This is a genomic window from Paraburkholderia tropica (genome assembly GCF_900109265.1).
GTDB classification, from domain to species: domain Bacteria; phylum Pseudomonadota; class Gammaproteobacteria; order Burkholderiales; family Burkholderiaceae; genus Paraburkholderia; species Paraburkholderia tropica.
Map to the genome: position 1 here is coordinate 94,312 of NZ_FNZM01000018.1, position 12,619 is coordinate 106,930.

The window sequence follows — 12,619 nt, forward strand, 5'->3', positions numbered from 1 at the left end:
GCCGTCAAACAGAGAGAATGGCGCGTAATCTCGCGCGCTAATATTGGGCACGTCGATTTTCAGTACAGAATGTAGCGTAAAACAGGGTGTCATTTTGGCGCGAGCGATGAAACACAATCCGTTTTTTCGACTGCTGGGCCGTTTGCGCGTGGGCCGCAAATTGCTGCTGATCTATCTGCTCGATCTGAGCGCGGTGGTGTATATCAGCAGCATCCTGATTCACGAGAAATACATGTCGATCGATTTCTCGCAAAAGGAAATCGTCGGCAATGCTTATCTCGCGAGCGTGCGCGACGCCATCATCGACGTCGCCCAGCGCGGCGCGGGCGGTACGCTCGACGCGTCGCGCGTGGCGCGCACCACCGCCGCGCTCGCCAATGCCGAGCAGCAATACGGCGCCAACATGCAGAGCGGCGAGCTGAATGCGCGCGTGCGCGCCGCGCTCGATGCGCTCACGCAGGTGCCCGACACCTCGATCGCCGCCGAGACCGCCAACTCGCGCGCCGTGCACGACGCGCTCTCGGCCTGCCGCGATCTGATCACGCGCGTGGGCAATCAATCGAATCTGATTCTCGACCCCGACCTCGACAGCTATTACTCGATGTCGCTGTCGATCCTGCGCTACCCCGCGCTGCTCGACGCCGTGGACGGCATCGGCCATCGTCTGCACGAAGGCGCGAACGATGCGCAGCGGCGGCGCGAACTGAGCACGCGCTATCTCGTGCTCGAAGGTCAGCTCGATGCCGTGGCGCAAGGGCTGCGCTCCGACTTCGCCGAAGCGGGCGCGGCCAACGAACATGTCCAGCGCGCGCTGAATCCGCCGATCACCCGCCTGCTCGCGGCGCTCGAAACGTATCGCGACGCCGCGCGCGTGGCCGTGGCCCACGACGGCGCCGACGACGCCTCGCGCGACGCCGCCGACGCGGCCCAGCGCGCGCTCGTCGCGAGCGTGGGCGACGCGTGGCGCGCCACCGGCGCGGAACTCGACACGCTGCTGCACGCGCGCGTGAGCGCGCTGTTCTCGCGCATGTGGCTGCATCTGGGCACCGCGCTGTTTCTGCTGTGCGGCATTCTGTCGATGGTCTATCTGGTCGCGCAGCAGATCTCGCGGCCGCTGCGCCAGCTCGCGCGCGTGATGGACACCGTGCGCCGCACCGGCGACCATCGTCTGCGCGCCTCGTGGCACAGTCAGGATGAAATCGGCCAGCTGGTGAGCGGCTTCAACGACATGCTCGCGCAGCTCGATCACGAGCGCGACGTGCAGAAGGAACTCGCCGCCACGGCGCGCGCGTCGGAAGCGCAGCACGCGCTCGTGGAAGCCACGCCGGTGCCCATGATGGTCACGGCCGTGCCCGGCCACGAAGTGCTGCACGCCAATCATCCGGCGCTCTACTGGCTCAACGGCCGCACCTCGGACCCGTGGGCCTACGGACTCGATTCCGCGGTGCGCGCACGCTTTTTCCAGCAGCTTTCCGATCGCGACGCCATCGACGAATTCGAAGTGCGCTGGATGGCGAGCGAGGAGCCCACGTGGGCGATGCTCTCGGCACGCCGCCTCAAGTTTCAGGGCCGCGACGCGGTGCTCACCGCCTTCACGCCGATCAATCAGATCAAGCTGATGGAGCAGCGTCTCGAACTCTGGGCGAAGGTGTTCGAGGCTTCATCCGAAGCCATCCTCATTCTCGACAGCGAACGCCGCCTGCTGACCGCGAACGCTTCGTTCTACCGCGCCACCGGCTATCGCGCCGCGAACATCAGCGGCATGCTGCCGCGCTTCATCGTGGCGAGCGGCAGCGACGCGCCGCTGATGGAACAGCTCGCGGCGCTCGTCGACATCTCCAGCGTCTGGAACGGCGAAGCCGTCGTGCGGCGGCGCGCGGGCGGCGACTATCCCGCGTGGCTCATGATCAGCGCCGTGCGCGACAAGCACGGCGGCGTCTCGCACTACATCTGCACGCTGATCGACATTACCGACCGCAAGAAGAGCGACGCGCGCATTCAATTTCTCGCCGAGCACGACGTGCTCACCGAATTGCCCAATCGCGCGCTGTTCACGCGACGCCTCGGCGCAGCCATCGAAACGGCGCGGCAAAGCGGCGAACAGTTGGCCGTGCTCTTCATCGACCTCGACCGCTTCAAGGACATCAACGACACGCTGGGCCATCACGCGGGCGACGGCCTGCTGCGTTCGGTCTCGCGACGCCTGCTGCAATCGGTGCGCGCGGGCGACACGGTCAGCCGGCTCGGCGGCGACGAATTCATCGTGCTGCTTGGCGGCGTGACGAGCGCGGCCGACGTCGGCCACCTGATCGACGAACGGCTGCTGCCGCTGATGCGCGAGCCGCACACGCTCGGCGGCATGAGCCTGCAGGTGGCGTGCAGCATCGGCATCGCGCTGTATCCGGGCGATGGTGAGGATATCGAAACATTGATGCAGAACGCCGACGCCGCCATGTACCGCGCCAAAGCGGGCGGCCGCAATCTCGTCAAGTTCTTCTCGCAGGAAATGGCCGAGAGCACGCGCCATCGTCTGGAGCTGGATGCGCATTTGCGCACCGCCGTCGAGCGCGGCGAACTCTGGCTCGCGTATCAACCCTGCGTGCACGCCGAAACGGGCGAGCTGATGAGCGTGGAAGCGCTGCTGCGCTGGCAGCATCCGCATCTGGGACTCGTGCCGCCCGCGCAATTCATTCCGATTGCGGAGGAAACGCGGCTCATCGTGCCGATCGGCGCGTGGGTGATCGACGAAGCCTGCCGCCAGATCGCGCGGTGCCGCGCGGCGGGCTTGCCGCCGATGCGCGTGTCGATCAATCTATCGGTCGTGCAGTTGCGCGACGACGCGCAACTCGTCGAGCGGCTGCGCGCGAGCCTTGCCGCGCATGACGTCAATGCGGGCAGCCTCGAACTCGAAATCACCGAAACCGTGCTGATGGAAAGCGTGGACCGCTATCTGGGCGTGGTCAACGAGATTCGCGCGCTGGGCGTGAAGCTGTCGCTCGACGACTTCGGCACCGGTTATTCGAGCCTCAGTTATTTGCCGCGTTTTCCGCTCGACCGGCTCAAGATCGATCGCGCGTTCGTGAACGGCCGTCTCGACGCGCCCGCCGATCTCGCGGTCATCCGCGCGATCGTCGGGCTCGGACATGAACTGGGATTGCGCGTGGTCGCCGAAGGCGTGGAGCAGGAACACGAAGCCCAGGCGCTGCGCCGCATTGGTTGCGACGAGTTGCAAGGCTTTCTGTATGCGAAGCCGCTGCCGCACGACGCGCTGCTGCAGTGGATACAGGCACGCGCCGAGACCTGCATGGGCGAGGCGGTTTAGACGACTGAAGCGACTGGGGCGACTGGGGCGACTGAGGCGATCAGCGCCGCGCAGGCAAAGACATCACAGGAATTTCAGCGCGAGCATAATCGTGCTGACCACCGTGCCGACCGCGGCGAAGCATTTGCCCACGCCGAACGCCGTGTTCGTGGGCGGCGGCTTCGAGGGATCGGGCAAGCCGAGCACGCCGTAAGTGACCGACTTGAGCGACGAAGGCGCATCGGCCGGGTCCGTTGCACTCGTCGAACTCGTCGAGTCAGTCGAACCGGTTGCGTCCGCTGCATCCGCGCCGGACGTGCCGGCGTCCTGCGTGCCGGCATCCTCGCTGTTCGTGCTTTGTGCGCTGCCGGCCAACGCCTGAGCGCTCTTTTGCAGGCCCTCGTCCGACAACGTAACTTTCGTGCTGGGCTCGGGTGCCAGACCCGCATCGCTGGCTGTTTTGGGCGTCGTTGCGCCGACGCGTGTATTCGCAGCCAGAGCCTGACTGGAGGTGGACGACGTTACCTGCATAGTTGACTACTCCCCGCCTATTTACGCGCCGACATGAAGCTTTAACGTTTGCGTGCTTCATCGTGCGACGCCGCCGATATTCGTTCACTTTTATATCGACCGGGAATTTGAATACTTGAGGTTTACACCCATAGATTTAATTCGGACAATTGAATTACTTCCCATTCATTTCCAATCCTTTCCTGCGTGTAATAATTTAATCGATTTCGAATAACATGAATCCCTCACGAGGTGCATTCCATTGAGCGTCGAAAATTTTGAAACCACCGCGCTGCAGTCGGCACGCCTGAGCCTCGCGCCGTTGCGCGCGCAACATGCCGCCATCCTGTTCGAAGGGTTGAGCGACCCGGCCGCCTATCGCTACATTCCACAAACGCCGCCCGCTAGCGTGGAAGCTTTGCAGTCGCGCTACGAGAAGCTGGAGAGCCGCCGCTCGCCGGATGCGAGCGAAGCATGGCTGAACTGGGCGCTCATCGGCGACGATAGCCGCGCGCATGGCTATGTTCAGGCGACGATACAACTGGCGGCGCGGGAAGCGTGGATCGCCTATTTCGTTTTTTCGCCGAGCCAGCGTCAGGGTTACGCAAAGGAAGCGCTGGGCGCGCTGCTGCCGGCGTTACGCGAGGTGTACGGCATCGGGCGCTTTCATGCGGAAATCGACACGCGCAATATCGCGTCGATCCGGCTCGTGGAATCGCTGGGATTCGAATGCGTGCGGCGTATCGATCACGCCGACGAATTCAAAGGCGCCGTCAGCGACGAATTCCACTACGCGCTGACGATGGCGTCTTGAACCAAGACCATGCCGAACCGGTTGCTCACGCAACCGACGCGAGTTCCGCGAAATTCGTCGTGCGGGCTTCGCAAGCCTGCACGAGTTTCAGATCGTGACTCGAAAAGAACACGACGCGATCTTTCGCCAGCGTCTTGAACAGGTCGACGAGCACGGCGCGCGTGGTCGCGTCGAGCCCGTTGCCCGGTTCGTCCGCGATGATGACCGCAGGGTCGCCAATCGTCGTCGCGGTCAGGAAGAACTTCTTGCGCGTGCCGAGTGACATCTGCTCGAAGCGCTTCTCCAGATGCGGCTCCAGGCCGAAGCGATGCGCGAGGTCGATGACGCGCGCATCCACCGTGGTCTGCCTGGCCGAGGCCACGAGTTCGAGCAGTTCGCGCCCGGTTTGAAACGGATACGCCATGCAGTCGTCGGGCACGAAGGCCAGCGCGGCTTTTGCCTTGAGCGGCTCGGTGCGCAGCGAATGGCCGTCGATCCAGATCTCGCCTTCGCTGGCGTCGATCGCGCCCGCGAGCATGCCGAGCAAGGTGGATTTGCCGCTGCCGTTTTCATCGCAGAGCGCCACGCATCCCGGGCCGGACGCGTAATGAAGACCCTGAAAAATGACGTGACTTCCGTAGCGTTTGCTGAGGTGTTCGAATCGGAGCATGGAGAATGAGGTCAAACGAAAAAGTGCCAGGCGGCCGCGACCCAGATCGCGGCCAGCAGCAGCGGCGCAATGGCCGCGATCGGGAGTGCGAGCGTCAGCGTCGCCAATGCCTGCGCAGCAAACGCGCCGCGCTAAAGGCGTACCACCGAAGCCGAAGAGACAGCAGCATGTCCCTGTTTCCGCTTATTGAGTCTTTCGCCATTCTCCAATATATCGGCGAAGGATCGACGAAAAGCGTCAATAAAGCGGCGATAAAGCGGCAATAACCGCGTCGCTACGGCGCCGCTTTCTCGATCATGCAATGCAAACGCGCCATCGACCGCGCATCGAGCGTATGCATTTCGCAGCCCACGCGGCTCCAGCCGCGTTCATGATCTTCGGCGATCCAGCGCACGTCGAGAAACACGGCCACGACGATCTCGTCCTCGCCGTCCACAGCCGACGACTGGAGCCAGCCCGACACCGTTTCGCCCCGCGAAAACAAGCCGCTTCGCGCATGCAGGAGCGCGCCGTGCGAGCTCAGATCGGCAACCTGCGCGAGCGCCCTGCCGTCCTTGTTCAGCAACAGCGGCGCGAAAAGCATCGGCGTGCGCACGTCGCGCCGGAAATCGCGTTCACTTCCCATATGAATCACACCCGTTTTTCAGCATGTATTTTTATCGTGCTGATCGCGTCGAGGACCCGGTTCAACTCGATTCAGGTCCCGCCCGGCTTTCCGTATAAAGGAAATATTTAAATCATCACCATGCGGTGCGGATTGTAGCGTGTGCGCTTGTCATCGAACACTAATTATTCCGGACCAAGCGAATCGTAAGCTATCTGAATGCGCGATTGCCACGCATGCGCCACGCATGCGCCACGCAAGCGCCGCATGAGCGGCATTGTCGGCGCATTCGGCACGCGGCATTCAGCTTTTCATCGCGAACGCGCCCGCCATGGCCTGACGAAACTCGCCGCCCGCGAGCGGCGATCCGCACAGAAAACCCTGCATCTGGTCGCATTCGAGCGCGAGCAGCTTGAGCGACTGCGCGACGGTTTCCACGCCCTCCGCCACCACTTCGATGCCCAGCACGCGGGCGAGCGCCATGACCGCCGAGAGCAGCGCCGAACTGCGCGCCGAGGTGTCGTCGAGACCGCTCACGAAGGCGCGGTCGATCTTGATCTGATCGACGCGGAAATCGTGCAGATGCCCGAGGCTCGACAACGCCGAGCCGAAGTTGTCGAGCGCGACGGCATAGCCGCGGTCGCGCAACGACTGCACGATACGCCGCGTGCGGTCCACGTCCTGCATCGCGGTCGCTTCGCTGATCTCGAACATCAGGCGCTCGGGCGGCACGCCGGCCGCCGTCACGATCGCGTCGATCCGCTCGACGATCCGCGGCAGATTGAACTGCATCGCCGAGAGATTCATCGCGATCGGCATCGGCGCGAGTCCTTCGCGATCCCACTCGACGAGATGCGCGCAGATCTCGCGCAGCACCCAGTCGCCGATGGCGATCATCAGCCCCGCGCGCTCGGCAATCGGAATGAATTCGAGCGGCGGCACGTTGCCGAGCACCGGATGCGCCCAGCGCAGCAGCGCTTCGGCGCCCGTCATGGCCTTGCCGTCCACGGTGAATTTGGGCTGAAACACGAGATCGAACTGCTTGCGCGCGAGCGCCACGTGCAGGTCGCGCTGGATATGCAGCGAGCGCAGCGTGGACTGGCTCATGCTGTCCTCGAAGCGGCGGAAGGTGTTGCGGCCGCCGCGCTTGGCGGCGTACATCGCGCAGTCGGCGTGGCTCAGCAGCGTGTCGAGCGTCGTGCTCTCGTCCTGCGAAAGCGCAATGCCGATGCTCGCGCCGATGCGGATCGGAATCGCCTCGGCAAGCACGAACTCGTCGGCGAGACTCGCGAGTATCTGGCGCGCGATGGTGTCGGCGATCGCGCCGGCATCCGTATTGCCGATCGGGCTCGCATCGTTCGCCTCGGCACGCAGGCCGTTCCCGCGCCGCTGCGCGCCCGGCAAGCCCGACACCACCACCACGAATTCATCGCCGCCCAGCCGCGCCACCAGATCGCCTTTGCGCGCACAACCGGAAATGCGCTCGGCCGCCTGACGCAGCAGATCGTCGCCGATCTTGTGGCCGAGCGTGTCGTTGACGGCCTTGAAGCCGTCGAGATCGACGAACAGCACAGCCAGCGCGCCGCCGCCGCGCGTGCTGCGCTGGACGAGTTCCTTCGCGCGCGCCATCAGATACGCGCGGTTGGGCAGGTCGGTGAGCGCGTCGTGCGTGCCGAGATGACGAATGGTGCGGGTCGCGCGGTCGAGCGAGGCGGACAGGCGGCTCGCCTGCGTGCCGAAGATCCACAACGTGCCGACGAGCACCGCCGTCGAGGCCACGCCCACCACGAACGCCAGCGTGTTGGCGTCGACCTTGTGCGCGCTCAGGCAGCGGCTGCCCTCCGCGAACGTGGCGGCGCTCATGCCCGTGTAATGCATGCCGGTGATCGCGAAGGCCATGATGGCCGCGGCCGCCAGACGTTTCCAGACGATGTTCTCGCGCCGCGAATCGCGCAGATGGAACGCGAGCCAGAGCGCCGCGATGGACGCGCCAATCGCGATCGCCACCGACAGCGCCACGCGCGAAAAGTCATAGTCGATGGACGGCGACATGCGCATGGCGATCATGCCGGTGTAGTGCATGGCGGCCACGCCGACCCCCATCACCACGCCCGCCGCGAACAGGCGCCGCGCCGACAGATGGCCGCGGCTCACGGTGGCGAGCGCCACGAGCGCCGCGAGCACGGCGAGCGCGAGCGAGGCGGCGCTCACGTCGAGGTCGTAACCCACGGCAATCGGCAAGGTCAGCGCGATCATGCCGATGAAATGCATCGACCAGATGCCGATGCCCATCGCGCACGCACTGCCCGCCAGCCAGGCATGACGCCATCGGCTGCTGGTCACGGCACTGAGCATGGCCGCGCCTTCGAGCGCCGTAAATGACGCGAGGAACGCGACCACCACCGACAGACACGTCAACAGCGGGTTATAGACACCGTTCATTCGTGGCCCTTTGCGCGCCCGTCTCTACTGCGCGTCGTTCTGATTCTGATTAGGTCTCGTGTTCGCACGCGCGTGAGCCGCCCGCAATCGGGCCGCACGGCGCGCGTGCACCGTCGCCGCGTCTCTCAGCGCGGCGGGGATTTTTTAGTCGTCGACAAGACGCATCGATGCCTATCGACTCACGCCATATCGGCAGATACGGGAAAACCTTAAGGTCAATCGCACACGGCGCGCCAGCGTTTGCTTCGTTAATTGATTACGGCGCATTACCGCGCGCCCGGGCGGCTCAGTTCTTGACCGGATAAAACCAGAGATTGCGGTCGGTATAGCCGAATTGCCGGAGAATGGCGGCGAGCGAGCCGTCGGCGCGCATTTCGTCGAGCGCGCGCGAGACCGCGTGATTCAGATCGACGTCGCCCTTGCGCAGCGCATAGCGCGCGTAACCGTATTCCTGCGGCAACGGCCGGTAATCGGTCACGAACTCCATGCCCGCATTCGGATGCTGCTTCAAAAAGAGGCCGATCTTGATGCCGTCTTCCATCGCCACATCGATGCGCCCCGCAATCAGATCCGCGAATTCGGCTTCGCTGCTCGTATAGAGCTTCAGCTCCTTGAGATCCTTGCGCCCTTCTAGCAACTGGTGATTGAGGCTCCCGCGCAAGGTGCCGATCGTGCGGCCGCTGAAGTCGTCCCAGCCGTGAATCTTCAACGGATTGCCGCGCTGCACGGCGATCGCCGAGCCATACCAGTAGGCCGGACTCGTGAACGCCACCACGCGCAGACGCTGCGCGTTCTCGTGCAGGTTGTCGACGATGATATCGGTGCGGCCCGAGAGCAGCGTCGGAATCATCGCGTCGAACGGCATGATGTTCCAGGTGACTTTCTCGATGCCGAGCCGCTTCATGATCTCCTTGAAGATGCGCACGTCGGTGCCGTCGAACGCGTGCGTCTTGTCGTCGAGATAGGTGGACGGCGGATCGGCGGCGATCGCGAGCGTCACGCCGTTGCGCACCGCGCGCGCATACGAGCCGTCACCGCCATCGAAACGCACCCCGCTGATGACGCCGTTGCTCGCCACGTTGTCGTCGGCGAAGGCGTTGGGCAACGCGACCAGACCCGCCAGCAAGGCGGCCAGCGCCAGCATGTATTTGCGCACGAAACGCTCCACGGAAAAGTAAATTAACGACGCTTTTAAAGCATCAAAATACAGGTTGCTCGCGCATGAAACGCGGCATGCGCGCGATGCGGCGCGGATCAGCGGCGTGAGGTCGTGGGGTTGCCGAAGCGCGGACTGCCCATCTTGCGCTCCAGCCAGCGCACGACGAACGCGCTCGGCCATGAGAACGCCAAATATATCGCGCCAATGATCGTGAAGACGGTGGCGTACTGAAAATTCGTAGAGGAAATAATCTGACCGGTGAACATCAGTTCCTTGACGGTCACGATGGAGACGAGCGAGGTGTCCTTGAACAGCGAAATCGCGTAATTGCCGAGCGGCGGCACGACGATGCGCAGCGCCTGCGGCAGCACCACGAGTTTGAGCGCCTGCCCGTTCGACATGCCGAGCGCCTTCGCGGCTTCGAGCTGGCTTTTGGGCACCGCGAGTATGCCGGCGCGATAAACCTCGGCGAGATAGGCCGAATAATTGATCGACAATCCGAGTACGCCCGCCATGAACGGATCGAACCGAATCCCGAACGAAGGCAAGACGAAATAAATATAGAAAAGCTGCAATAGCGCGGGCGTGCCGCGAATCAACTCGATATACGCGGAAGCGAGCAGGCTCGGCAGCCGCGCATGGCTGATCTTCGCCATTGCGAGCACGAGGCCGCACGGCAGGCTCAGCGCCAGAATGCAGAACGTCAATTCGAGGCTCGTCAGCGCGCCGCGCAGCAGATCGGGCAGATAGTGGCTCGCGCCGTGCAGGTCGAACAGGTCCGGAAGCGTAGTCGGCATGAATTCCTTGCCCGCGGCGGCCATGCGGGAGTGCAGTAGTGCGTGTGGAAAGGATTGAGCGGATTGAACGGGTTGAGCGGGTCGTGCCGGGAATAGCGGTCATGCGGGCGCGCCGGGCGCCGGTCGGGCGGCGCGCGTTCGCACAGGCGCGTACTTGCACTTAATTGCACGTGCCGGCTCGTAAGCGATCTTAGGCGCCCGTGCGCGCCGATGCGCGCTTATCCGTACTGGTTAGTTACCCGCGCGTGGCAAGCTGCGGCTGCACCTGCGCGCCGAGCATGCTGCTGATCCGCTCCGCATACATCCGCAACGTGCCGCCCAGGGCATGCAGGTCGTTGTCGCTGAGGCCGGTCTTGAGCGTGGTGACGCTGATCGCCGCCACGCCCTCGCCGTCGCGGTTGGTGATCGCGGAACCCACGCAGACCACGCCGATGTTGTCTTCCTCGTCGTCGAACGCATAGCCGCGCTCGGCAACCAGAATCAGATCGCGCATGAGTTCGGCGGGCGTGGTGCGCGTGAACTGCGTGCGTTGCGGCATGCCGGTATGCGCGAGCAGTTTCACGACGCGCGCGGGCGGCAGAAGCGCCATCAGCGACTTGCCGAGCGCCGAGCAATGCGGCAGTTCGCGCTGGCCGAGCGCGGACGCGATGCGCACGATGCCCGCCGCCTCCACGCGCGCGATCGCCACGGCGTAGCCCTCGTCGTCGAGCACCGCGAGCCGCGACGTGAGACCGGTGGTTTCGGTCAGTTCGCGCAGCACCGGCATGGCGAGCTGCGAGACGCCGATATCGGCCGCCGCCCGGTCGCCGAGATGCACGAGCGCGAAGCCCAGCCGGTAACGGCGCGAGCCGCCGAGCCGCACGTCGATCACGTAGCTGCGCGCCAGCAGCGTCTGCAACAAGGCGAACGCCGTGCTTTTCGACACGCCGATGATCGTGGCGATTTCCGCCACCGTGAGCCCCTCGCTGCCGCAGGCTCCCAAGGCTTCCAGCACGTCGAGCGCGCGGCTGACGCTGCGAAGCGCATAACGGTCTTCGGTATTTTGAGCGATGGGTGTTTGAGCGGCAGATGTCATTTTTATTTCGTGTTCGTCCTGATTCGCCCCGTTAGCGAACCCCTCCGACGAAACGCTAGCTTCGCACACTCGATATTGACAGTCACTAGTGCTGAACCTACCATAAATAACACTACCGAACCGCGTTCGGTATAGCCGAACGATTGAATCCAGCGCGATTTGGGAAGCGCCGCGGATTCACCGCGCGCCCAACCCAAAACAGACGACAACAGGACGCCATCAGGCCGGCGATGCACTCAGGGCATGTGCATCGCTCAACGCCGGGCGAAGAACAATGGGAAGCCTATCGGAACGGGGTTTACACAGCGCCAGACAGCAGAAGCTGTCGGGCGCTCATTCGTCGAAACTCGCTCACGACGAGATTTTGCATATCAAGGCGGTACTGCGACGATTGTCCAACGAGGACATGAACGATTTAGGTTTGCCACCGGGTTATTGGCGCAAGCGTTTGCGCGACCTGATGCAAACCCACCAGTTGTCGAATGGCCAATTCGACGAGATCGACCAGCTGCTGGCTTCCTTGAAAGAATAGTGGCGAGCGGTCAGCTTTTCCGGCCAAAAAAATAGAACCTGAGAGCGTTTTAAACCCGAACTATGCCTCGCGCATAGCCAATATCGTAATCAAATTCGGGATGCAGCTACGCGCTATTGGCATTAGGCGCGTTTGAGCGGACGACGCAATGGCGCGGCTTGAGTCGTTATGGTGGTTTTCGCCGTGATTTTCGTCGCCGCTTTACGGGCAGTGGGTGTTTTGCGGAGTGTTTTTACGTCGCCGGCAGCCAGCGCGGGCGCTTTCACGCGTCCTGCACGGATGCGCGAAAGCACGCGCTGGGCGTTGGCGGAGCAGTCCATACCTTCGGGCTTCGCTTCGATTTCGGCGATCAGCGCCACGAGCTGAGCCCTGCTTTGCGCGAGGCGCTGTTCCAGCGCCTCGATTTCCGCCACCTTGCCGCGCAGCGTGTCGATCAGCGTCCCGTGCTGCCATTGCGCATTGTCGAGCGGCAGCAGCATGCGAATCTCGTCGAGACTGAAACCGGCCTGTTGCGCGCTGGTAATCAGATCGAGCACCAGCACCGCTTCGGGCGCATAGCTGCGGTAACCGTTCGGTTCGCGGTCGGCTTTGAGCAGGCCGATGTCTTCGTAAAAACGAATACGCGAAGCCGCCAGCCCCGTGCGTTGCGCCAGTTCTCCGATTTTCATGTTCCTCGCCTCCGCGCGCGGGTCGTTCCCGCAGGGGGTGCCGATCGTCTGCCAGTCTGTACTTTAAG

At 63.6% G+C, this 12,619-nt stretch carries 12 protein-coding genes; 4 read left to right on the top strand and 8 right to left on the bottom strand.

The features are described from left to right. Positions 1-106: 106 nt before the first annotated feature. Positions 107-3,322, top strand: a complete 3,216-nt coding sequence (locus tag BMY06_RS27920; RefSeq protein WP_074986562.1) for an EAL domain-containing protein — start codon at positions 107-109, stop codon at positions 3,320-3,322. A 63-nt stretch (positions 3,323-3,385) separates the two neighbouring features. Here BMY06_RS27920 and BMY06_RS27925 read toward each other — a convergent pair whose 3' ends face one another. After that, a complete protein-coding gene (locus BMY06_RS27925; RefSeq protein ID WP_065057844.1) occupies positions 3,386-3,712 on the bottom strand; it encodes a hypothetical protein in 327 nt (108 codons plus the stop codon). Between the two features lie 361 nt (positions 3,713-4,073). On the opposite strand from BMY06_RS27925, the gene BMY06_RS27930 reads away from it, so the two are divergent. Further along, a complete protein-coding gene (locus BMY06_RS27930) occupies positions 4,074-4,625 on the top strand; it encodes a GNAT family N-acetyltransferase (RefSeq protein ID WP_161495547.1) in 552 nt (183 codons plus the stop codon). Between the two features lie 25 nt (positions 4,626-4,650). Here the strand turns inward: BMY06_RS27930 and BMY06_RS27935 are convergent, their stop codons facing one another. Then, positions 4,651-5,274, bottom strand: coding sequence for an ATP-binding cassette domain-containing protein (locus BMY06_RS27935; protein WP_065057843.1), 624 nt, complete (start codon positions 5,272-5,274; stop codon positions 4,651-4,653). A 5-nt stretch (positions 5,275-5,279) separates the two neighbouring features. On the opposite strand from BMY06_RS27935, the gene BMY06_RS39005 reads away from it, so the two are divergent. After that, entirely contained in the window at positions 5,280-5,540 is a 261-nt protein-coding gene (locus tag BMY06_RS39005; RefSeq protein ID WP_124261604.1) for a hypothetical protein, read from the top strand. An 8-nt stretch (positions 5,541-5,548) separates the two neighbouring features. On the opposite strand, the gene BMY06_RS27940 is transcribed toward BMY06_RS39005, so the two are convergent. The 5 genes from BMY06_RS27940 to BMY06_RS27960 form a co-directional block, all read right to left on the bottom strand. Continuing rightward, entirely contained in the window at positions 5,549-5,899 is a 351-nt protein-coding gene (locus BMY06_RS27940; protein ID WP_074986563.1) for a PilZ domain-containing protein, read from the bottom strand. 282 nt (positions 5,900-6,181) lie between these two features. Further along, the gene (locus BMY06_RS27945) at positions 6,182-8,320 is read right to left on the bottom strand and encodes a putative bifunctional diguanylate cyclase/phosphodiesterase (RefSeq protein WP_074986565.1); all 2,139 of its coding nucleotides are present in this window, start codon (positions 8,318-8,320) and stop codon (positions 6,182-6,184) included. Between the two features lie 286 nt (positions 8,321-8,606). Continuing rightward, on the bottom strand, positions 8,607-9,476 hold the full coding sequence (locus BMY06_RS27950; protein ID WP_161495546.1) for a substrate-binding periplasmic protein: 870 nt from the start codon (positions 9,474-9,476) through the stop codon (positions 8,607-8,609). Between the two features lie 98 nt (positions 9,477-9,574). Then, a complete protein-coding gene (locus tag BMY06_RS27955; protein WP_074986630.1) occupies positions 9,575-10,276 on the bottom strand; it encodes an amino acid ABC transporter permease in 702 nt (233 codons plus the stop codon). Positions 10,277-10,511: 235 nt separating this feature from the next. Further along, positions 10,512-11,351, bottom strand: coding sequence for an IclR family transcriptional regulator (locus tag BMY06_RS27960; RefSeq protein WP_074986568.1), 840 nt, complete (start codon positions 11,349-11,351; stop codon positions 10,512-10,514). A gap of 274 nt (positions 11,352-11,625) precedes the next feature. Between BMY06_RS27960 and BMY06_RS27965 the strand changes: the two genes are divergently transcribed. Beyond that, a complete protein-coding gene (locus tag BMY06_RS27965) occupies positions 11,626-11,883 on the top strand; it encodes a hypothetical protein (protein ID WP_065057838.1) in 258 nt (85 codons plus the stop codon). Between the two features lie 122 nt (positions 11,884-12,005). On the opposite strand, the gene BMY06_RS27970 is transcribed toward BMY06_RS27965, so the two are convergent. Next, complete coding sequence (locus BMY06_RS27970; protein WP_080180326.1) at positions 12,006-12,551, bottom strand: MerR family transcriptional regulator; 546 nt, start codon at positions 12,549-12,551, stop codon at positions 12,006-12,008. Positions 12,552-12,619 lie beyond the last annotated feature (68 nt).